Here is a 22,359-nt window from a genome sequence, read left to right on the forward strand (position 1 = left end):
GTTATACTACTAGCCAGGGGTTTTTATCCTTGGCTAATCTTGAGAAATCACTTGTTATGAATTCCAACAATCAAGACATTCTTGTTCGGTTTTATTTGGGTTTATCTCCTGATACTGAAGGACGGAAAATCGAAGATATTTGGCAATGGGGACATGATCGTTTGGAATATACCCATGATTACATTCAATGGTTATTTCCCATGGTGGAAAAAAGCAATTTTAATCGAAATGCGCCCACCTTAAATCCCTCTGTTATTGAAACCTTTATAAATACTCCAGAATTACAACAAAGGTTAGGTCAATCTCTATTATTAATGTTAAATTTTTATGGATTAAAATTAGAATCTCAGCCCTCTCAATGGATAAAAATTATTAAAGGTGAAAACTATAAACAAAGAAAAAAAAATTGGATTGGTTGGCGAGATCATAACTATTTACGCTTGACTAGAATTTTAACCAGTTTAAGACTATTAGGACTAGAAAATGAGGCTAAAGCATTATTTCAGTGTTTAGATGAAATTTATCAAGAAGAAAAGGATAAAATTGGGTCAGAAACCTATAGTTATTGGAAAAATGCTTAGGGATTTGAGAACTTGAAAGGAGAGATAATATCAGTGGGAGTATATTTTATGGGTAAAATGATGATAAATTCTGTACCTTTATTTTCAGAAGAATGCACTTGAATTTCAGCTTGATGTTTTTGGATAATTTGATAGGCGATCGCTAAACTTAAACCCGTCCCTTTTCCAATGGGTTTAGTCGTAAAAAAAGGATCAAAAATTCGCTCTTGAATATGATCAGGAATTCCATGGCCATTATCTCTAATTCTGATTCTAATATGATCACTGTCATTCATTTCCGTATTAATAATAATTCTGGGATTTTTACTATTATCAATATTGGCTTCTTCGATCGCATCAATTGCATTTGTTAAAATTGCCATAAACACTTGATTTAAAGAGGCAACATAACATTCAATTTTGGGTAAATTACTATAATTTTTGATGACTTCCATTTTAGAATTGAACCGATGATTTAAAAGAATCAAACTATTTTCAATCCCCTCATGAATATCAACTGTTTTAAGTTCTGATTCATCTAAACGGGAGAAATTTCTTAATGATAAAACAATTTTATGAATTCGATCAGCACCGCTTTGAATTGACTTGACTAAATTAGGTAAATCTTTAATAATAAAATCTAAATCAATATCTTCAAGAACTTTAACAATTTCCTGGGGATGATCAGGATAAACTTCTTGATAAATTCTGATTAATTTTAGTAAATCTGTGGTATATTGTTTGACATATTCAATATTCCCATAAATGAAACTCACAGGATTATTAATTTCATGAGCAACTCCCGCCACTAACTGACCTAAACTTGACATTTTTTCCGATTGAATTAATTGGGATTGGGTGCGCTTCAATTCAGAAAGTGCTTGTGAAAGTTGGTCTAATTGGTCTTGGAGTAAGTATTCACGTTCGGCTAACTGTTCCGCCATTTTATTAAATGCTATACCCACCTTCCCTAGCTCATCAGAACTATTAATGGGAACTCTTACCGTTAAATCTTGAGCCGCTAATTTTTGAGTAACATGGATAAAATTTTTCAAGGAATGGCTAATTGCACGAGCAATTAAAAATCCTGTAATCGTGACGACTAATACACTAGCAAATAATAATTGTAATAATTCTATCCAAAGCAATTTCTTTCCTTCTTCAAGCGTTGTTGTAGAATATAATATTGTAATCAGTAAAGCATTTTGATTTTTTCCGCCTAAACCAACAGTTTTAGCTAAATAACTCTGATTTTTAATCATAATATTTTTAGGGGATTGATTAATTTTTGGAGGCTCCCAATTGACCTGGGTAACTCCAGGTAAAGTAGAAGCAATCATTTTAAATTCGGAATTCCAAGCTACCAGATCGATATTCATTCCCTCCTTGAATACCTCCAGCAATTCCGGTGTCACTAACCGACCTAAAACAATAGCTCCTAGTACACCATTGTCGGATTTAATCAGAGAGGTTGTGATGATTAACCCTAGAGATAAATCCTTGATATTTACTAAATCAGAAAGAGGCAATTCATTAATACCATGATTAATGTCTATCTTGTGATCAATTTTTGAAAATTCTATGGGTTCAGATCTTAAATCAATAATAATTCTATTTTGAGCATCAAGAATCTTTAACCAATCTAGTTCTAATTCTTCTTTTAAGGGTGCAACCTGTTCATAAATCCAGTTATAATTGCCTGTTTGCAAAGCTGTTTTTAAGGTTGCCAAATTGGAGAGCTTGCGATTTTCCATCAGCAATAAATCAATTTGTTCGCCAAACTCTCGGCTAACCCAAGGAGTTGCCACTTTCATATCCTCTTGAATATTGGTTTCTAAACTCTGCGTAAACCAGGAACCAATAATCATCACTCCAACAATTAAAACGCTCACAAATACAATCAAAAATGGAAGAATAATTTTTTGGCTTAAGGGAAGTCGAGCATAGATTTTCATAATTGTTGGGAGTTGAAGTCAAGGGGATGGGGAAAAATATTAAATTAAATAGTTTTATGATCATTATAAGCTATCGTTATTCTCAAAATTCAACCCAACAAAAAACCCCCCCTGGGTTCACCGGAGGGGGTGGGAGTTAATCTTTCAGATTAAGCTAAACCATCATTCGTGGTGGTTGGGTTGAAAAAACCTACAGTCGCTTGATAGGAAAAGACATTAACAGATGTCACCTGTTCAATGCTCAGACCCGTATATTGAACTAAGGCTTGAGTATTGGCTTGTTTGAAGGTTTCAAAGTCCAGTTCAGGATTATTGGTTAAGAATTCATCGCTGAACGGTTTATGACCATCTAACAACCCTTTGCCGACCATATAGGTAACAATTTGAGGGTTTGTAAGTGCATCAACCGACTCAATATTGTAGTAGGTTAAGACATCTTCTTGCACTTGAGGATCAGCAACGTATGCGTCGAAATCTTTCAACCATTCTGAGGTTTTATTCCCTTTAATTAAACCTTCTCCGGTTGCATAGACAGACAATTCATCGTTGCTAATTTCGGAGTCTCCATTGGTATCGATTTTGGCTTGATTGGTCGCAATATCATCGGCATATTGTTCTTGATACCAAACCAAGTCAATCGTTGGGGCCGTGCTGGAAACTTCTTCCGGGTTTTCCATCGCATAATCAAAGACTTTTTTAGGTTCGAGATTGTAGACATTTTCCACACGGTAATTGTCTAACAATTCTTCCCCGCCTTGATTCACATAGTAGTCGAGATTGGTGTATTTTTTCCCATCTAAATCGTAGGAAGAAGCTTGTTCAAAGATAAAGTCTTTGAGGAAGGCTTTATCAAGTTTTTTGAGTTCCTTGGGTTCGATACCAAAAATCTCAGACAGTTCTTTTTTGTATTCCTTGACAAATCCATCAACATCCACAGGGGCGATCGCTTTTCCTTGCGGAATAGTTACGTCTAAAGCGTGTTGCAGGATCTCGGTATCGGTGAGTTGTTCAACGGTTTTGCTGAAGGTGGTTTCTAACTCGGTTTTGTAGGTTTGACTATAGAATTTGTAGTCAATTTCTGCCGCGAAAATCCCACCGTAAACATAGTCAGCCACCAAGGAATCATCGAGTTGAGCAACGGCCGAAACTTCAACATTGTAATGGATAGCTAGTTCAGCTTGGAAAGCTGTTTTCAGATATTCATTATCAACGAGTTCCAGAGGATTGATTCCTTTTTTGATTCCCTCACTGAAGGCGAACTTAATCACATCTTTGTCGCTGATTTGATCAACTAGATTACCGTTTCCAGTATCACCATCATCGATATCATCGTCGGGTGTAGCAGTTCCGCCATCATCGGTTGTACCGTCATCGGTTGCACCATCATCGGTTGTGCCGTCATCGTCGGTTGTACCGTCATCGTCGGTTGCATCGTCATCGGTTGCACCGTCATCGGTTGCACCGTCATCGGTTGTGCCGTCATCGGTTGTACCGTCATCGGTTGTACCGTTATCGGTTGTACCGTCATCGGTTGCAACGTCATCATCGGTTGCATCGTCATCATCGGTTGCATCGTCATCGTCGGTTGTGCCGTCATCGTTGGTTGCATCGTCATCATCGGTTGCAACGTCATCATCGGTTGGGAAGTAGTAATCAGTAAGCTGTTGGGCGTACTGTTCCCGGTAAGCATCAACATCAATAGCGGTCAGTTCAATGCTTCCGACTTCTTTATAAGCATTGCTCAAGGTAATCGAAATGATGTCTTTATCCGTCAGAGAATTAACATCTTTCTCGATTTCTAATGCACTCAACACCTGGGTTTGTTGCTCAACGCTTAACTGTTCAAATTGATAACGGAGATAGTTGACATCCAGTTGATTGAAGTCATCTTTCAGCCAATTCAACACCACTTGATCATCGATTTCAACACTGCTGATGGCACTGGCATAGGTGGTTTCCAGATAATCAAAAGCCAGATATTTATCGAGCTTAATACCCTGTTTAACTCCTGCGTCATACATAAACTGTTTGACTTGTTCGAGAGTTAAATCTGCGATATTGGTGACATCGGGATAGGCGACAGTCAAAGCATCGGTATTGTCCTGAATGTACTGTTCATAATCCACAGGAGACAGTTCCAAGGTTTGATTATTGGTTTGTAACAGTGCCTTGAATTCAGAACTATAGACTAACTGAATAATTTGGGTATTCGTTAAGTCTTCAATGTTGGTGAAAGTCGCGTCTTCAGTGCCTAAGAATTGTTTAACTTGATCCAAACTTAAGGTTGTATCAGTAATCCATTCTTCCAGTTGATAACTGACATATCCCACATCAACCGTTGACAGTTTTTCTGTAAAGGCAGCGAGGATTTGTTCGTCTGTGAGTGCGACCACATCTCCCGCTAAAACATCATCGACTGAAACCGCATAAGCATCCGCTAATTCCTGACCGTAAACGCTACGAATATAGTCATAATCTAAGCCTTCAGCTTGTGTGAGTTTCAGAGCGTTATCTTCACCCAGTTTGGTGTTAAAGGTTTCGTTAACCACTAATTCTTGGATTTGTTCATTGGTTAACGTATCCAACGCCAGAACATCAGTAGTCAGAACTCCATTAACATCTTCCAAAGTGATCACATCCCCATCCAATAAATCTTGGATTTGGAATTTCACATATTCTGGATCAATGTCGGTTGTCGGATCAGTTGTCGGATCAGTTGTCGGATCAGTTGTCGGATCAGTTGTCGGATCAGTTGTCGGATCAGTTGTTGGATCGGTTGTTGGATCGGTTGTTGGATCAGTTGTTGGATCAGTTGGTGTAACTGGTGCTGCAACTTCTTTCACCGTCAGTTGTTGGATATATTGTTCAACACTCACACCTGCGGCAATAATTTCTTCAGCATTTGCGGTACTGAAATAATCCTTAATTTGTTGTTCTGTGAATTGAGTACCCGCAGGTAAACCGTATTCTGCTGACAGTTCAGTCTGATATTGAAAACTTAAGAAATTCAGATCTAAAGTTGCAGGTTGAACTAACTCAATACTGTCCTCACCTAATGCGGTTTGGAATTCTTCATTGAGTAACAATTCCGTTATATTTTCGTCGGTAATTGTTTCTAAAGACTCAATCGGTGTGGTTAAGAATTGATTAACTGTATCGAGGGTGAGTTTTTCGTCCGTAACCAACTGTTCTAGTTGATAACGACCGTAAGCTAAATCGATTTCAATGGCTGTAGCATCATCAGTTGTACCACCATCATCGGTTGTACCACCATCATCATCCAACGTAATCAGATTAGCTTCACTCAACCATTGTTGTGCTAATTCCGGTGTAACTTCAGCTTCAGTTACTCCAGCAAATGCTGCGATATCTGCGGCTTTATTTTCAACCAGATAGGTCAAAACTTGCTCGTTAGAAACAACCTTGGTTGTATCACCCGTGAGTGAGGCAACATTCACCCCTAAAACTTCTGCTAAAGCGGGAGCAAAAGTTTCTTTGATGTAATCCAAATTCGGAGCATCTTGGAACAGTTTAATTTCAACACCCTCGCCTAAAGCGGTCTTGAATTCAGTGTTATTAATTAAGTCGATTAGTTGTTTTTTGCTCAACAAATCAACGCTGGTAACGGTCGTTCCTAGAACTTGATTAATTTCTTCTAAGGTAACGGTTCCCGCTTCAATTAAATCACTGATTTGAGACTCAACATATCCCGCATCAACACTGATATATTGACTGACCCATTTTTCCGTCACTTGATCCCCACCGACAATTGCCGCACCGAAGGTGTCAGTAACGTACTCTAAATCAATCAATCCTTCTGTACTGAAGGCTTTAGCTTCAGGGCTAAAGGCAAACTTGATAATTTGCTCACTGGACAGTTCACCAATGTCTTTAACGGGGTGACAATCTTTCAGAGCAACTTCGAGTTCTTTACCGTATTTCTTGACATATTCACTGGTATCAAACCAGTTGATTGTCTTGACATCAACGGTTTCCTGTTCATGCAGGTATTGGAGAATTTGTAAGTCGGTCACTTCGGCAATTGTTGCTACACCGAATACCGCCTGAACATCTCCAACAAATTTCACGCGGAAGTAGTCAGAATCGAGATCATCAGACCAGCCACCAAAGACGATATCGAGTAAAACATTGGCATCGAGTTCTTGCACAACGCTGACTTCAACACCATATTCAGTCGCAATTTTTTCGGCGTATTCTTGTTTGTAGAATGCCAATCCATCTTCTGAGATAAATTCAGAAAGATTGAGATTTAATTTGTAAGCTCCTTGGGTAATGAACTGATAGACTTGGGTTTGGGTAATTTCTGTGATGGAAGTAACGTTATAAAACGAAACTAACTGTGATGAATATTGGGCACTGAACGCTGTTAAATCGAAAGTGACTAGGCTCTTTGCTGCATCAAACTTCTCATTGCTGAAGAAGTATTTTTTCAGATCGTCTAGGGTTAATTTTTGGGGATTTTTCCCTAAACTATCGGCATATTCGGTGAGTTCATCTGCATATTTATCTAGGCAGAATTCCACATCAATCACCGGAGATCCATCACCAAACAAGAACTCAACAATATCTTCGGCTGAGACATCTTCTCCAAATTGAGCGGTGAGGACAGTACCATAAATTTCTTTATAGTATTCGACATCCACGACTTGAGAAATTTGTTGAAGCAGTCCGAGTTTTTTGCCTTCACCCGATAGGAACCCATTAATTTGTCCATGGGTTAAGTCTTTAACATCTTTGACCTTAAAGAAGTCTTTGAGTTCTTTTTCCAGAAGTTTCTCGACTTTCTTAAAGTCAATAGCATTTCCGGTTAATCCCAGATCCTTACCAATTCCTAGGACGTAAACCTTGATTTTGTCATCGGTCAAGTTAGCAACTTCTTCTTCAGAAATTTCAAAGTAAGCGGCTAACTGAGTGGCGTATTTAACGCGAGAGTATTCAACGTCAATTAGGTAATCTACATTGACACTTTCGAGAAGATCGTCACTGCCAATTTCATTGGTTTGTGTGATATTGTATTTCTCAATAATTTTATCGAGATTCAACTGTTTCACATAATCCAAACTGAGGAAGGGAGAAACGGTATTGCCGTTTTTGATTCCTTGTTCTTCAATGAATTCCAGAATTTGTTCAACGGATGGATTATCGCCTAACTGAGCGACTAATTCCGCACCATATAGCCCCTCTAAATAGTTTAAAGAAACTGTCCAAGAGGTGTCGATCGTTTCTTCGGGGGGAAGGTTATTAATGAACTGGAGAATCTGAATATTAGATAGAGTTAGGACTTGTTCAATGGAAATATTGAAGTAAGCCGCAATCTCTTGGGTGTAAACAACTTTGACGAAGTTAATATTAACCGTGGGGGAGGGATTAACAATAATCTCCGACCCTTCTTGACTGTTAATAAACTCAAAGATTTGTTGATTACTAATGACTTCTAAGCTCAGTCCAAATTTAGCAATCAGTTCAGCGCTGTATGTTGACCGAATGAAATTAAAGTCGATGCAACCTGAGAGTTGATCTCCGCCTTTAAGTCCTTCTTTGTCAAGGTATTTTAAAATGTCTTTGTTGCTGATTTTGTCAAGAGTTTTCTCGAAGAATTTCTCTAGTTTTTTGCCATGATTTTTCTTGACAAAATCAAAATCGATGAACACAGAGGGACTGTTTCCCGCCTCTAAACCTTCCTCACTAATATAGTTGAGAATTTGTACAAAGGTCAGTTCGGAAACAGAGGCAACTTGATAGAAACTTAGTAGTTGTTGACTGTAGGCTTGTAGGTAACTCTTAATATCTACATACACCGAGGTATTAATCCCCAGTTCTAAGCCATTTTGGTTGAGGAAATTGATGATCTGAAGATCTGTAACGGTGCTGAGATCTTCAACATTTAAACCCGCTTTCAGTTGAACCTCATAGGTGACTTTAATATAGTCAAAATTGAACAACTCAGGGGGAAGTTCAGAAGTCGGTTCGGGTGTGGGAACGGGTGTCGGTTCAACCGTGGGTTCCGGCGTGGGAACGGGTGTTGGTTCAACCGTTGGTGCTGGAGTTGTTTCCGGTGTGGGAACGGGTGGTGTTGCTTCAGCCGTTGGTGTCGCGGTTGGTGCGGGTGTCTGGGTTGGTGTGGGTGTTGCGGTGGGTGTGGGTGTGGGTGCTGGAGTATTGTTTGTAGAACCCTCACTTTCATTGAAAACAATGTGAATGGGAGTCGAGCCACTTCCTTCGGGTGCGGGTGTGGGTGCGGGTGTGGGTGCGGGACTGGGTACAGGTGCGGGCGCTAATAGCGATACCTGAATAAACTGCTGGAGTTGCTCAATACTAATGACTGAGAGACTACTAACGTTAAATTGTTGTAGAATCTGAGTGACAGAAATATTGGGATTAAACGGACGGTTTTCTCCTAGACCAAATTGGAAAAAATGAGCGAATGCACTAATTTTACCAGTCTGAACAGCTTCTTTAATATCTGGGTTTGCTTGCAAATAATACTTGACATCCAGGAACGATTTATTGCATTCCCGATTTTCAAATTGACCGAGATTAAAAAAGTGTAAAATTGGATTGACTAAACCCGTTTCTGCCTCGGCTGCAACATCGGGATTCTGGGTTAAGTAATCTTGAAGTTTGAAAGCAAAACTAAACTCTCGTTTTTCATCAATTCCAACTTCAAAGAAATGTTCAGTAGCACTGGTAAGACCGGCTTGAACAGCTTGCTTAACATCAGAATTAAGCTTTAGGTAGTCCTCAATATTAAATAAGAAACTCCATTGACGGTTTTCACTCTGTCCAAAATCAAGAAATTGTTCAGCAACACTTAAACCTTCTTGCTCAACGGCAAACTTGATGTCTACATTCAGTTTTAAGTATTCACGAACACTAAATAAATTGCTAAATTCCCGATTTTCATAAATTCCATACAGCAGAAAGTGTTCTTTTGCTGTTAGTGAGTTGGCTTCAATAGCCTGTTTCACATCGGGGTTGAGTTTCAAATAGGTCTTTTCATCAAAGAGCTTATCTAGTTTCTTGAAGAATTTATCGGGTTTAGTGGCTAATTTGCCAAGTTTGTCGCCCAATTTGTCTAATTCTTTTGAAAATTTATTCAGGTCATTCATAGTCTTTTCGCCCTTCTAATATCTACGACACAAAAACGGTTGTCTTGCAGACCCATTCCGAAACCATCAAACTGAACATAAATAAAAGGTTAAACTGGGATTCGGTTTTGAGGGTATTCTTCTGCATACATTGACTCTAAAACATGGATTTAAGACAGTTATTAAGCCTGGGTGAGAAAAATCTTAATTTTAGAGTTTTATGATTAATTTTTTTGACTTTAAGCACAAAAAACCACCACCATTTTTATTGCTTTAGGTGGATTTTTTTCTAAACAAAAATCACAAGTTTGTTTTTTAACCCTGGCAATAATTAGGGTCAAAAAAACATGATCAACCTCAAGTATAATCCTGATTTACTCTATTATGATTCCCCACACACCTAATTTAAGTATGCCCTCTGTTAAGGCAATTATTAACAGTTTTAAAAAATACCTTTAATAACCGAATCTATAGACGTAATCGGTCTAAGTAGTGGGACATTAATTAGCCCAACTGCATCAAAATAACTCAATTGTTTAATATTCTCTATTCCCTATGCCCCGGTCTCTACCGTTAACTTGACATTTGACCTTAAATACTGAATTAGTCTGAATCCCACGTTCTAAAAGCCTTGTGACTGTAGACGTTTGGCTGAGACTGGAAGTTCCCGGAATTTTTAAGCGACCAGACGATACCCCATACCGCGTAAGGTTTCGATCCGTTCACTCCCCAACTTCTTCCGCAGATAACCGACATAAACATCCACAATATTTGATCCTGGATCATAGTCATATCCCCAAACCTGATCCAATAGTTGTTCCCGACTGAGCACTTGACCCGGATGGCGTAAGAAGGTTTCTAAAAGTTGAAATTCCTTAGCCGATAGGGCAATGGGTGTTTCTCCCAAACAGGCTTGACGGGTGTATAAATCCAGTGTTACTGAACCAAAGGTTAAAGCCTTATCTTCTTTATTCCCCGATGCGGGATGATGCCGTAAACGGGCGCGAACCCGGGCCAAAAGTTCGGCAAATCGGAAGGGTTTGGTGACATAATCATCTGCACCTCCTTCTAACCCCGCCACTTTATCTGTAATATCGTCTCGGGCGGTCAATATAATAATCGGAATTTGTTCGCCTTGACCCCGTAATTGCTCTAAAACTTGAAACCCATCTTGATCGGGCAGTCCTAGGTCGAGAATTAACAAGTCAAACTCATGGGCGAGGACTTGTGCTAAGGCTTCTCGTCCATTACAAGCTAAGGTTGTCGTAAATCCATTAGCTCGCAGTCCCTTTTCCAAAAAGGCGGCAATTCGGGGTTCATCTTCAGCAATGAGAATTCGACTCATGCGGTCATACCTAATAGTTACAGAAAGAATGGGTTTAAAGCCCCTAAGTTCTACCCAGGATTTTTCCGGGGTGATATTCATTGTATAATGAGTAGATATCCGTTGTCTTGACGAAATCGGCACGGAGCGATTAATAAACGAGCCAGCCAATTACAAAACCAGATTAGCGATCGCATTCAGCAAAGACTATAATTCTACCAGAATAATTGAAAACTAAATAGTATTTTAAAGTTATTGCTAATCAAAAATAACCATCAATAATCAATACTTAATTTTATTAGTGGGAAAACGAACTTATGAACTTTCTCAAACCTTGGAGGACTTCCGCCCAAGCACAGATCAATTAGAATTTGACATCCTCCCGACACCAACGCTTGGCTTATGGTGCGGGTCTTCTGGCTCCCACTTTTGATAAAATGGCTCAAAAATCCATAATTTGGGTTGCCACCCATAAAATTAGAACCAAATTTGACTACAATTGGAGTCGAGTCTTGCCAATTGTGGGCAGGAAACTTGCAAATTAATTAAAGATATGTGGGATTAGACATGGTAACGGTTTGGATCGGAAATTTAGCTTGGGGAGTCGGTTCTATCGTCGGAGCAGAAATGGTAAGGGATCTCTACCATGTCGCGGCTCATATTTTCCCGCCCTTAATTCGTTTGCACAATTGGCATCATCGGGTATTCCGCCCCGATTTAACTCCCGTGAGTGAGGAAATTTATCGCCAAGCCCATTGGTATAATGATGTCCCCGAAGCGGGGGTGATGTTAAGCTTTAGTTTTGTATTTTTGGCGATCGCCCATATTTACACCCCAGAAAACCAGGGATTTGCCCTTCTCGGTTGTCTTTATACCCTTAGTTTTCTATTCTCAGCCATTGCCCGAGGTTTGGGAATTCCCAAGGCCGATCAATTGACGGATTTAACCCATACTCCGGGGGAGTTTTCTAGTCCTCCTGCCCCTTGGATGGTGAATCGAACCTACCATTGGCGGCACCATTTTGATAATCAAAATGCCTATTTTTGTGGAACCCTTACCCTATTAGATAAAATCATGGGAACGGCACTTTCATTGAAAGGGAAAACCGTGGCCGTAACCGGGGCATCGGGAACCCTCGGACAAGCTCTTTTATTTCATCTCCATGCTCAAGGGGCAAAAGTTCTAGCTCTGACCTCCGGTGAGCAAGCTTTGAGCTTAACGGTTGAGGGGGAAACGATCCCGATTAAAACCGTAACTTGGCAGGTGGGGCAGGAACAACAATTAGGGGAGTTACTGCAAAAAGTAGATATTTTAATTATTAATCATGGGATTAATGTTCAGGGAATGAGAACGGAAGATGCGATCGCTCAATCATATCAGGTGAATACTTTTTCCGGTTGGCGTCTATTAGAATTGTTCCTGAGTACCGTTAAAACTAACGCTGATATTGCTAAAAAAGAAGTTTGGGTGAATACATCGGAAGCGGAAGTTGGGCCAGCGTTAAGCCCCCTCTACGAACTGAGTAAACGAACTTTAGGCGATTTAATTACTCTGCGTCGTTTGGATGCACCCTGCGTGATTCGTAAATTGATTTTAGGGCCATTCAAAAGTAACTTAAACCCGATTGGGGTGATGTCTTCTAACTGGGTTGCTAAACAAGTGATTAAACAGGCTCAAGGAGATGTTCGCAATATTATTGTTACGATTAATCCTTTGACTTTTATTGCTTTCCCGATCAAAGAATTTTGGGTTTCTACTTACTTCAAACTGTTTAGTCGTAAACCTGCTGATATAACCACGGCTGTTCTCAATCGTGATTAGAAGTTAAGGAGTGCTGGGATTTGTGGGGGAATTTTCCAGAAAATACCCTCGCTTGTTAGATGATTACAGGAATTTCTATTGATACTCCCATGAACAAAAGTTTTAGACTAATCAAAAAGTTCAAGATTCGGGGGAAAATAAACTTTTATAAAAATAGACTTCTGGCTATCGGAATTTTAGCGGTTAGTCTTCCTTTAATTTTTTATCTGCTTTATTCTCGATCCGGGTGGAGAGGAGATATTTTTGCTATTATTTTACTCGGTACAATTGTAAGTATTGGGTTATTATACGAACAAATTACATCAATTAAACAATCTATCTCAACTGCAACCAAAACCCTAAATTTATATTTTTACCAAGGGGAAAACTTAACACTTCCTCCTAGCAATTATTATGAAATTAATCAACTTTACAAAGCGATTCAATCGGGGATTCAACAGAGTGAACAAAAAATCTTAGACCTGGAAAATATTATTCTATCGCGTCAGGAAGACTCTCTACAAATTGTTCTGGAACGAGAAACCGCAGAAACCCATCTTCGCCAATGTTTAAGTATTGCAACCCGTCATCATTTGTCCCTGTGTGTGGCTTTAATTAGTGTTGAAGATAGCACGTTAACTGAAGACCCGGATTTTTTAGCAACTCCGTCCCCGGAAATTCTAAATTTAATCCAGCAATTACAACAAATTTTACGAGAAAGTGATTGGGTGGCCCATTGGAATAATGATGAGTTTTTGTTGGCTATTTTTTCGGAATTACCCGGAACAAAAATAGCACTCAATCGGATTTTAGACCGTCTGGTTACTCAGGAAGAATCCTCGGAGAATGACCCATCTGGGTGTTCTATTTATATTGGATATACTCAAGCGCAACCCAATGAACATTATCGTGCTTGTATTCAACGAACGAATCAAGCCCTACAACAAGCTAAAATCACAGGAGAACGTTGTGTTTATCTTTGAGGGAATAACACCCAACTCCCCCCGTAGTAAGCCCTTTAGGGCTCTTTAAGATGCGCTTAAGCGCAACAACGAATTACCCATAAGATTATTGATGTCAATGATATGAAATTGAACAGCGATCTTATTCAGCAAACTTTTTAGAAGATAGATAATTGAGGCGAGCACAATTATTACCAATCTTTGAAATAAAAAAGAAAAGGATTATCAACACTAAAACAAGTAGATCCATACAAGACTTCATGAGCTTCATTTATATAGGGCTTGCTGAAAAAGTAACAGAAAAGGAAACGAATGATTAACTAGCTAATGAAGTCAGAAGGTCAGATAAGTTTTTTTCGAGGTAATGAGTTAAGAGATAACTTGTCATAATCAATGACTTGAAAAAAGTAATGGAATAAAAAAATTGACCCCAAAATCTGTCTAAGAATCACAGAGAGATTCATGACTAAAAAAGTAATAAGTAGGTGGTCATAAATAGAGTTAAAATAAGAAATGAAGAAATATCAGAGGAATAGTCATGCCACTGAGGTTAAGAATTCAACTAACAGAAGAAGAAAAACAAGAGCTACTAACTCTGTATCAGCAAGAGAAAGTTCCGAAAAGAACAAGGCAGAGAATAGATATATTAATGTTTAGTGATGGAGGATGGATGGTCTCAAAAATAGCCCAGACTTTAAGGTGTTCAGAAGCCATGGTAAGAAAAACAATAACTCGATGGATAAATCAAGAAAAAGAAGGATTATTTGATGCTCCTCGTTCGGGAAGAAAACGGAGGTGGAAAGAAGAAGATATAGAATATTTAGAAACTTGTATAGAGTCAGATGAAAGAACTTATAATAGCCGTCAACTGTCGGAAAAACTTCTGCGAGAGAGAGCGATCGCACTAAGCGCAGAAAGAATTAGAAAAATCTTAAAAAAAAAAGACTGGCGCTGGAAAAGAACAAAAGCCAGTTTAAAGAAAAAACAGAATCCCGAAAAAACAGCGAGCAAGAAAAGAGATTTGGAGACGTTAAAGCGTTATGAAGAAGAGGGTTTGGTCAGATTAAAATATTTAGATGAGGCAGGTTTTTGTTTATGGAGTCCTGTGAGTTACACCTATGTAAAAAAGGGGAAGCAGAAACAAATAAACCAGACGAAAAAGCGAGGAAAAAGATTGAATGTAATTGGAGTATTAGAAAAAGGAAAAAGTTTTGAGTACGGTTTAAGTTTGTCAGGAATTACAAGTGAGAATTACATAAAATTTATAGATTGGCAAGCGGAAAAAGCTGAAAAGCATTTTCAAAATACTCGACAAATTACCGTACTGATTCAAGATAACTACAGTGTCCATAAAAGTCAAAAAATACAAGAAAAAGAAAGGGAGTGGCAAGACAAAAAATTAGAATTTTTCTTCCTGTCTGCTTATAGCCCTGAATTGAATGAAATCGAACCAGAATGGCATCAATTAAAAACTCATGAACTGGCGGGAAGAATGTTTGAAGATGAATATGATTTGAGCCAAGCTGTGATTCAAGCCATTGAAGATAGAAACGAAAGAAATGATTGTACCTGCGATCGCTTGCGATTTAATTCCCTGAGTAACTCTCAAGAATTATCCTAAACAATCTTTTTCTATTATTGACTTTATTTATGACCACCTACTTATATGTCCTATTAATGTTTTCTCTAATTCTCCTGTTTCTAAATTCCAAATTTTTATGGTTTGGTCTTCACTACAACTCACAATATTTTTACCATCAGGAGTAATAGCAACCCCATAAATTACCCAATTATGAGCAATTAATGTTTTAACACATTGCCACTTTTGAGCTTGATTTGTCAAAGGTAGTGCAAGCGTCTCGCTTTCTAATATCTCTAAATTATCACCTGCTAATTCTTCACCCAAATTAGATAAAGAATTGTTTAAATCTGTTAAAATATCCCTGGCTGACTGATAGCGTCGTTTAATGGCACTTTCAATCATTTTATCCAAAACTAACCCTAATTCCTCACTGACTGGATGTTTTAAATGTTCTCGCCAAACCCAGATACCCTCCTCATCATCAAATAAATCTATCGGTTCCACTTGGGTTAATAAATGCAGACAAGTCACGCCCAAACTATAAATATCACTGGCAAAAATACCCTTTCCTTTTGCCTGTTCGGGGGCAATATAATCAGAAGTGCCGATAATTGTTCCGGTGACGGTAAATGCGGTTTTTTGGGTAAATTTAGCCGAACCAAAATCGACTAAAACAAACTTTCCGTTAGGACGACGAATAATATTAGCGGGTTTAATATCCCTGTGAATTACATTTTTCTGATGGATAAAATCTAATAGAGGAAGTAAACAGATTAAAAGATATTGAATCTGAGTTTGATTAAATGCTCCCTCCTGCACTAAAATTTTTGCTAAATTTTCCCCTTCGATGAATTCTTGGACTAAATATTGTTGTTGATTAATCGTAATATAAGCTAAAAGCTCAGGAATGTGAGAATATTTCCCTAATTCATCTAACCTAATTGCCTCCTGTGCAAATAATTCCGATGCTTTTTGCCAGGTATCAGGATCTTGAGATTGGGGAAAAAACTGTTTAATGACACAGCGCGGCTTAGAAGGTTTATCCTCATCCACGGCTAAAAATGTTTTACCAAATCCCCCTTGTCCAATGATATCTATAGCTTGATATCGATCTTTTAACCGCAGTTGATTCCCACAGGTTAAACAAAATTGACTTTGAGCGGGATTATAGGGTTTAGCACATTGGGGATTCAAACAGTAGGCCATGGAAACACTTCTAGCATTCTAATCCCATTGTAAGGTGTTCCATCCCATCTGTAATCGCCCCTTGATTATCTTTTTCTGTTTCTTTGTGTCTTAGTGCCTTTGTGGTTATTTTAAAACAACAATAGCTGGCAGCGACTCAAAAATAGCCATTGCCAGTCTAAAGTTTATATATGAAATTTAGTCTCAGGATTTAGTTAAAAACAATATCCCTGGGATTATTCTTCGTCGTCTCCAGCTTCAACTTGTTTGAGGTGAATATGCTTACGTCCGAGGGAAATTTCAAACTCATCGCCAGCCGTTAAATCCATTTGTTTTGTATAGGCTGCACCAATCAACAAGTTTCCATTTGATTGCACACTAATTCTATAACTCGCAGAGCGTCCACCCCGTCCGTTTCCTTGTTGTTTGCCATCTAACTCAATTCCCTCAGCGTCAATTAGAGCATTGAGGAATTTCATCATGTTGACACGCTCAACATTATTCTTAGTCAGGGTGAAGTAACCACATTCTCTAGCTTTTTCTTCTTTGCTCAGATGTTCAAGTCCTTTGACTTTCTCGAGTAAAGCTTCTCCGGTCAGAGGTTGAGGTTGGGGGTCAGAACTTTTCTTTTTACTCATTAACTGTTCCTGTAAATTTTTTACAAAAGGTCTTGACTTTTATCGTGGGTGGGTGATAGGACACCCAGATTGTTTAGCTAGATCCTTGCTTGAGAAACTATATTACACTAATTAACGAAATTATTCACCTATTTTTTAAATTTTTTATTGGATCTAATTCCAGTCAAGGAGTTGAGTGGAAGGATGGGACATCAACAACTGATGATCACGTTCAGTTATCAGCTTGTCAGGAATAGTATGAATCCCTATTGCATCAACTCAAACCCCCGTTTAAAACCAAAACTCTCCTGCCCAGACTGATGAGAAGTTATCAACTCCAGACTCAACTCTTGAGGGGGGATCTTGTAGCGGTAGGGGTTAGAGTTGGGGGGAATTTCGTTTAGGTATGCTCAACTTGGTAGAATCACCTCAAGACCATCTTTACCCTTTCAAACTCCATTGCCAAGTTATCTATTTTATTACCCAGAATGAAGTTAACGACACGGGGACACTATAGCGTGAAAGCCTTGCTTGATCTATCCTTACAACGGGGAAACGGGCCGACTTCTGTAAATGCGATCGCACGACGCCAAAATATTCCTGCACCCTATCTGGAAAAACTCCTGATCGAGATGCGACGATCGGGGTTAGTTGAATCAGTTCGAGGCGCTCAAGGAGGCTATCAATTGGCAAAATCTCCAGCCCAAATCTCCCTGGGACAGATATTAGAAGCAGTGGGAGAAACTATTGAACCTTTACCCCGCCATCAAGCGGATATTGAACAAGCAGAAGACTGGGTAACTTTTACCCTGTGGAATCGGTTACACCAAAAGCTGAAAGAGGCACTCTATGGGATTTCCCTCGAAGATCTCTATTATGATGCTCGCAGTTTGCAAGCTGCCCAGGGGGAAGAAACAAGTTTTGTGGTTTAGGTCATTTTGAACCCCAGAAGTTGAGTTCAAGATTGATTGTCCTTTTCTATTTATCTATTGTCCATGACCGATTTTAATTCCCTGATCATTTTATTGATTGCGGCCGTAGCTGATTATCTGATTGGAGATCCCCAAAATTGGTTACATCCCGTGCAGGTGATGGGGTGGGTAATCACTTACTATACTCAAATTTTCTTTAAATACTTTAATCAACCAAGAATTCTGCGGGTGGCCGGGGTATTTCTGACCCTAATTGTGGTATGGGGGAGCGCCTTGACCGTGGCGTTAATTAGAGATGGGATACAGGGGCTAGTTATGAGATTTTCCGGGCCTGAAATTTTGAGCCTTGCCGTAGAAAGTATTCTCTTGGCTAGTTGCTTTGCGGGTAGAAGTTTAAGGGATTCTGCCGAGGATGTTCTTTATTGGATTGATCAAGGAGATTTAGTCACCGCTCGTCAACGATTAAGTCGTTATGTAGGTCGAGATACGGAAACCCTATCGGAGTCAGAAATCCTTAGAGCAGTTTTAGAAACCGTCACAGAAAATGCTACCGATGGTGTGATGGCCCCCTTGTTTTATGCCCTAATTGGTGCGGTACTGCCGGGGGTTGGTAGTGTCCCTCTTACTTTTGCCTACAAAGCCGCTAGTACCCTTGATTCTATGGTGGGTTATCGAGAAGCTCCCTATGGGGATATCGGATGGTTTAGTGCCAAATTAGAGGATGTTTTAACCTGGCTTCCCTGTCGATTAACGGTGATCACGATCGCCATATTATCAGGAAAACCTGGTTATGTTTTAACCATTTGTCAACGGGATGCAATTTTTGATCCGAGTCCCAATGCGGGATGGAGTGAATGCGCTTATGCAGCCGCCTTGGGGGTACAACTGGGGGGAGAAAATTCCTATCGGGGGGTGATTAAACACAAACCTTTCTTGGGAGATCCCCAACAACCGATTACATCTACTACCATTAAAAAAGCATTACAACTAACTCGATACAGTTTTTTAATCACGTTAGGATTATTTACGGGGGGATTTATCCTTTTCAACTGGGCGAACTAATCCCCGAGCGCTGGAAAAACTCAAGATTGTTAATTTTTCATCTAAAATGACAAAAGTTGTTGAAATTCTATCTGCGGCTGAAATCCGGCGAACCGTTACCCGGATTGCTTCCCAAATTGTGGAAAAATATGGGAATTTAGATCATTTAGTTTTACTCGGAATTTATACCCGTGGGGTTCTGTTAGCAGAACTTTTGGCTCACCAAATTGAAGTTTTAGAACAGGTGCGGGTTCCGGTGGGGGCCTTAGATATTACGTTTTATCGAGATGATTTAGATCAGGTAGGAATGCGAACCCCGGAAAAAACTAAGATTCCCTTTGACTTGAGCGGGAAAACCGTGGTTTTAGTTGATGATGTGATTTATAAAGGCAGAACAATTCGGGCGGCTCTCAACGCTGTGATCGATTATGGACGTCCTGAAACCATTGGGTTAGCGGTTCTGGTTGATCGCGGCCATCGCCAACTGCCGATTCATCCTGATTTTACGGGCAAAAAACTCCCCACCGCTAAGGAAGAACAGGTGAAGGTCTATTTAGAAGATCTCGATGGACGGGATGCGGTGGAATTACTGTCTCCTATTTCTTAGATATAATTTGTTTTATAACAAAGTTGATTATCGTTGATAAGTTCTGATCATATCCAATATTCGACCCCCTAAACCCCCCAGGGTGTTTTCAAAGTTGGGGGTAAAAAAGATAAAAAAAGTGATCTTTTTTTGGTTTAATCAAAAATAAATCACTTTTTTTTATTTTTTAAAATTATAGCAATCCGTGCCGAGGCTGTAACATTTTAATACTGATATAAAACAGTCAAAAGTATTATCCGGTGTTCCCTATTCCCTATTCCCTATTCCCTATTCCCTATTCCCTATTCCCTGTTCCCTGTTCCCTGTTCCCTTTTGATCAAGAATTTTGAACACAACTCAAATAGGATTGCTATATAATTAGGGAGAACCCACGGATTTTAAGCGGGAGTAGCTTGCAACGGTTTATCTAGTAAACGGCGAATTGATGCTTTTTCAATGAATCCCACTAACACCCCATTCCGAATAACAGGAACTTCATTTAACTGTTGTTGTTCTAACAAATTTACCACTTCTAAGAGGGATTGTTTAGCATCAATGATGGTTGTAAACTCTACGGGTTTCATTACGGTTTGAATCTGAGTTAACGGCCATTGGGCGGTCGGAATAGGTTTGAGGTCATCTCCGCTAATTTGACCGACTAATTTTCCGGCTTCATTGGTAACTAAAAATTGTGGAATTGCGGGTTTGCCAATAATATAATCATTGACAAAAGTTCTTAATGAAATGTCTTGAGAAACCACGGAATTTTGAGTTACTAAGGCATCTTCGGCGGTCAAACCCGATAATTTATTCCGCAGAGTTGCATCCTTAGCTAAAACCCCAGCATTACTAAATACAAACCACCCAATTAAAATTGTCCAGAAATTAGGAGAGCCCCCAGATAGGAATAGGGGTAAAAATCCTAATCCAATTCCCATTAAACCTAATCCTTGACCCGCCCGACTGGCAAAGACAGTGCCCTGATATTGATTCCCGGTAATTTTCCAAACCAAAGCCTTGAGAATATTCCCGCCATCAAGGGGTAAACCAGGAATTAAATTAAAGATTGCTAAGGCTAAATTAACATAGGCTAAGAGATCTACTAAAGCCGATAATGCCCCTGTTACTAGGATATAGGAGCCGATAAAATGCAACCCCAAAAATAACAATAAACTCACTAGCGGCCCGGCAATGGCAATCCAAAAAGCCCCGGCGGGTGTTTTCGCTTCTTGGTCTAAACCCGCTAATCCACCAAACAAAAATAACGTAATAGATTTAACTTGAATTCCTTGTTTAATCGCAACGAAACTATGTCCTAATTCATGGGCTAAAACCGAAGCAAATAGGAGTAATGCGGCTATTAATCCGAGAAATAATGACAGTCCTAAACCTAATTGTGGAAATTGAGAGCCCAAATTTCCCCCATAACTGAGGGTCATTAATCCCAGAATCAGAAACCAAGAAAGGTTAATATAAAATGGGATACCGAATAAATTACCGACGCGAATAGAGCCATTCATGTTGGCTACCTCTTAATTAATTATCCAGAAGTAGATTCAACCTCTGGTATTTCATAAACCTATTGTAACGAATTGTAAATAAACTCGGCAATCCAATCTAGGTCGTATATACCAACCTATTAAGTACGGTTTTCCTCTGTTAGCAATCAAAAAAAATAGTTTTGATGGTTGCCTATTTTACCATAAAAACACCGTTTCTAAACTTGATAATAGGAGCGATACCATTCTACAAAGCGTTGGACTCCAACTTCAATAGAAGTATTGGGCTGAAAGTCTACATCTTGAATTAAAGCATCGACATCCGCATAAGTTCTCGGGACATCTCCGGGTTGAATTGGCATAAAGTTTTTAATGGCAGTTTTACCCAATGTTGTTTCTAAGACTTCAATCAAATGTAACAATTCAATCGGTTGATTATTACCAATATTATACACTTTATAGGGTGCAGTTGTATTAGGGTTTTCACCGGATTGGGGAATTCTATCTAAGGTTCTAATGACTCCTTCTACGATATCATCAATATAGGTAAAATCCCGTTGCATTTTGCCATAATTAAAAACATCAATGGGTTTTTCTTCGAGAATGGCTTTTGTAAAAATAAACATCGCCATATCAGGACGACCCCAAGGCCCATAAACGGTAAAAAATCGCAATCCTGTTGTGGGAATATTGTATAAATGGCTATAGCTATGGGCGATTAATTCATTAGCTTTTTTGGTTACCGCATATAAACTAACCGGGTAATCTACATTATCTTCTACTGAAAAGGGGATTTTCTTATTGGCGCCATAAACCGAACTCGAAGACGCATATACTAAATGTTGGATTTGGGAGTGGCGACAGCCTTCTAAAATATTGAGAAAACCCACTAGGTTACTATCAAGATAGGCGTAGGGATTTTTTAAGGAATATCGCACCCCAGCTTGGGCGGCAAGATGGGCAACTCGTTCAAAATTTCCCTGGGAAAATAACTGATTCATGCCTTCGCGGTCGGCTAAATCGAGTTGTTGAAAGGAAAATCCTTCTCGGGGGGTTAATTGTTCTAAACGGGCTTGTTTGAGAGAAACATCATAATAATCATTCAGATTATCAATTCCGATGATGGTGTCTCCTCGATCTAACAAACGTTGACACAGGTGAAATCCAATGAATCCCGCTACACCGGTTACTAATAAATTAGCCATTT

14 protein-coding genes are annotated in these 22,359 nt (G+C 39.2%); 7 read left to right on the plus strand and 7 right to left on the minus strand.

The window, feature by feature from the left end; genetic code table 11:
* The first annotated feature begins 56 nt into the window (after nucleotides 1-56).
* Nucleotides 57-581 carry an opioid growth factor receptor-related protein gene (locus PL9631_RS24270; protein WP_083624425.1) on the plus strand — a complete coding sequence of 175 codons (525 nt, stop codon included), beginning with the start codon at nucleotides 57-59 and terminating at the stop codon, nucleotides 579-581.
* Here PL9631_RS24270 and PL9631_RS24275 read toward each other — a convergent pair.
* The 3 genes from PL9631_RS24275 to PL9631_RS24285 form a co-directional block, all read right to left on the minus strand.
* Nucleotides 578-2,515 (minus strand): sensor histidine kinase, encoded by a 1,938-nt coding sequence (locus PL9631_RS24275; protein WP_083624427.1) that lies wholly within the window; start codon nucleotides 2,513-2,515, stop codon nucleotides 578-580. The two genes, PL9631_RS24270 and PL9631_RS24275, sit on opposite strands and share 4 nt — an antisense overlap.
* A 149-nt stretch (nucleotides 2,516-2,664) precedes the next feature.
* Nucleotides 2,665-9,645, minus strand: coding sequence for a hypothetical protein (locus PL9631_RS27560; RefSeq protein WP_156090693.1), 6,981 nt, complete (start codon nucleotides 9,643-9,645; stop codon nucleotides 2,665-2,667).
* A gap of 655 nt (nucleotides 9,646-10,300) precedes the next feature.
* Nucleotides 10,301-10,969 carry a response regulator transcription factor gene (locus PL9631_RS24285; RefSeq protein WP_083624476.1) on the minus strand — a complete coding sequence of 223 codons (669 nt, stop codon included), beginning with the start codon at nucleotides 10,967-10,969 and terminating at the stop codon, nucleotides 10,301-10,303.
* 546 nt (nucleotides 10,970-11,515) lie between these two features.
* On the opposite strand from PL9631_RS24285, the gene PL9631_RS24290 reads away from it, so the two are divergent.
* The 3 genes from PL9631_RS24290 to PL9631_RS24300 all read left to right on the plus strand — a co-directional run bounded on the left by PL9631_RS24290 (nucleotide 11,516) and on the right by PL9631_RS24300 (nucleotide 15,331).
* Nucleotides 11,516-12,769, plus strand: coding sequence for a bifunctional sterol desaturase/short chain dehydrogenase (locus tag PL9631_RS24290; protein ID WP_083624433.1), 1,254 nt, complete (start codon nucleotides 11,516-11,518; stop codon nucleotides 12,767-12,769).
* A gap of 89 nt (nucleotides 12,770-12,858) precedes the next feature.
* On the plus strand, nucleotides 12,859-13,731 hold the full coding sequence (locus PL9631_RS24295; protein WP_197046495.1) for a diguanylate cyclase domain-containing protein: 873 nt from the start codon (nucleotides 12,859-12,861) through the stop codon (nucleotides 13,729-13,731).
* Between the two features lie 517 nt (nucleotides 13,732-14,248).
* Nucleotides 14,249-15,331 carry an IS630 family transposase gene (locus tag PL9631_RS24300; protein WP_083616166.1) on the plus strand — a complete coding sequence of 361 codons (1,083 nt, stop codon included), beginning with the start codon at nucleotides 14,249-14,251 and terminating at the stop codon, nucleotides 15,329-15,331.
* Nucleotides 15,332-15,358: 27 nt separating this feature from the next.
* Here PL9631_RS24300 and PL9631_RS24305 read toward each other — a convergent pair whose 3' ends face one another.
* Together PL9631_RS24305 and PL9631_RS24310 are read right to left on the minus strand one after the other, a co-directional pair.
* On the minus strand, nucleotides 15,359-16,498 hold the full coding sequence (locus PL9631_RS24305; protein ID WP_083624436.1) for a serine/threonine-protein kinase: 1,140 nt from the start codon (nucleotides 16,496-16,498) through the stop codon (nucleotides 15,359-15,361).
* 215 nt (nucleotides 16,499-16,713) lie between these two features.
* Nucleotides 16,714-17,115, minus strand: a complete 402-nt coding sequence (locus tag PL9631_RS24310; RefSeq protein WP_083624437.1) for an AbrB family transcriptional regulator — start codon at nucleotides 17,113-17,115, stop codon at nucleotides 16,714-16,716.
* A gap of 467 nt (nucleotides 17,116-17,582) precedes the next feature.
* On the opposite strand from PL9631_RS24310, the gene PL9631_RS24315 reads away from it, so the two are divergent.
* The 3 genes from PL9631_RS24315 (at nucleotide 17,583) to pyrR (ending at nucleotide 19,674) form a co-directional block, all read left to right on the plus strand.
* Entirely contained in the window at nucleotides 17,583-18,026 is a 444-nt protein-coding gene (locus PL9631_RS24315) for an Rrf2 family transcriptional regulator (RefSeq protein ID WP_083624439.1), read from the plus strand.
* A gap of 63 nt (nucleotides 18,027-18,089) precedes the next feature.
* On the plus strand, nucleotides 18,090-19,088 hold the full coding sequence (cbiB, locus tag PL9631_RS24320) for an adenosylcobinamide-phosphate synthase CbiB (RefSeq protein ID WP_083624440.1): 999 nt from the start codon (nucleotides 18,090-18,092) through the stop codon (nucleotides 19,086-19,088).
* Between the two features lie 46 nt (nucleotides 19,089-19,134).
* Nucleotides 19,135-19,674 carry a bifunctional pyr operon transcriptional regulator/uracil phosphoribosyltransferase PyrR gene (gene pyrR, locus PL9631_RS24325; RefSeq protein WP_083624442.1) on the plus strand — a complete coding sequence of 180 codons (540 nt, stop codon included), beginning with the start codon at nucleotides 19,135-19,137 and terminating at the stop codon, nucleotides 19,672-19,674.
* Between the two features lie 377 nt (nucleotides 19,675-20,051).
* Here pyrR and PL9631_RS24330 read toward each other — a convergent pair whose 3' ends face one another.
* Both PL9631_RS24330 and PL9631_RS24335 read right to left on the minus strand, forming a co-directional pair.
* Nucleotides 20,052-21,173 carry a site-2 protease family protein gene (locus PL9631_RS24330; protein WP_083624443.1) on the minus strand — a complete coding sequence of 374 codons (1,122 nt, stop codon included), beginning with the start codon at nucleotides 21,171-21,173 and terminating at the stop codon, nucleotides 20,052-20,054.
* A 197-nt stretch (nucleotides 21,174-21,370) separates the two neighbouring features.
* Nucleotides 21,371-22,357 carry an NAD-dependent epimerase gene (locus tag PL9631_RS24335; protein WP_083624445.1) on the minus strand — a complete coding sequence of 329 codons (987 nt, stop codon included), beginning with the start codon at nucleotides 22,355-22,357 and terminating at the stop codon, nucleotides 21,371-21,373.
* Nucleotides 22,358-22,359 lie beyond the last annotated feature (2 nt).

Origin of the sequence: Planktothrix paucivesiculata PCC 9631 (assembly GCF_900009265.2) — a bacterium.
Classification (GTDB): Bacteria; Cyanobacteriota; Cyanobacteriia; order Cyanobacteriales; family Microcoleaceae; genus Planktothrix; species Planktothrix paucivesiculata.

What these genes read in the sequence shown, in the direction of transcription:
- PL9631_RS24270 (WP_083624425.1), top strand. Translation starts at nt 57, where the DNA reads ATGAATTCCAACAATCAAGACATTCTTGTTCGGTTTTATTTGGGTTTA.
- PL9631_RS24275 (WP_083624427.1), bottom strand. Translation starts at nt 2,515, where the DNA reads ATGAAAATCTATGCTCGACTTCCCTTAAGCCAAAAAATTATTCTTCCA.
- PL9631_RS27560 (WP_156090693.1), bottom strand. Translation starts at nt 9,645, where the DNA reads ATGAATGACCTGAATAAATTTTCAAAAGAATTAGACAAATTGGGCGAC.
- PL9631_RS24285 (WP_083624476.1), bottom strand. Translation starts at nt 10,969, where the DNA reads ATGAGTCGAATTCTCATTGCTGAAGATGAACCCCGAATTGCCGCCTTT.
- PL9631_RS24290 (WP_083624433.1), top strand. Translation starts at nt 11,516, where the DNA reads ATGGTAACGGTTTGGATCGGAAATTTAGCTTGGGGAGTCGGTTCTATC.
- PL9631_RS24295 (WP_197046495.1), top strand. Translation starts at nt 12,859, where the DNA reads ATGAACAAAAGTTTTAGACTAATCAAAAAGTTCAAGATTCGGGGGAAA.
- PL9631_RS24300 (WP_083616166.1), top strand. Translation starts at nt 14,249, where the DNA reads ATGCCACTGAGGTTAAGAATTCAACTAACAGAAGAAGAAAAACAAGAG.
- PL9631_RS24305 (WP_083624436.1), bottom strand. Translation starts at nt 16,498, where the DNA reads ATGGCCTACTGTTTGAATCCCCAATGTGCTAAACCCTATAATCCCGCT.
- PL9631_RS24310 (WP_083624437.1), bottom strand. Translation starts at nt 17,115, where the DNA reads ATGAGTAAAAAGAAAAGTTCTGACCCCCAACCTCAACCTCTGACCGGA.
- PL9631_RS24315 (WP_083624439.1), top strand. Translation starts at nt 17,583, where the DNA reads ATGAAGTTAACGACACGGGGACACTATAGCGTGAAAGCCTTGCTTGAT.
- cbiB (WP_083624440.1), top strand. Translation starts at nt 18,090, where the DNA reads ATGACCGATTTTAATTCCCTGATCATTTTATTGATTGCGGCCGTAGCT.
- pyrR (WP_083624442.1), top strand. Translation starts at nt 19,135, where the DNA reads ATGACAAAAGTTGTTGAAATTCTATCTGCGGCTGAAATCCGGCGAACC.
- PL9631_RS24330 (WP_083624443.1), bottom strand. Translation starts at nt 21,173, where the DNA reads ATGAATGGCTCTATTCGCGTCGGTAATTTATTCGGTATCCCATTTTAT.
- PL9631_RS24335 (WP_083624445.1), bottom strand. Translation starts at nt 22,357, where the DNA reads ATGGCTAATTTATTAGTAACCGGTGTAGCGGGATTCATTGGATTTCAC.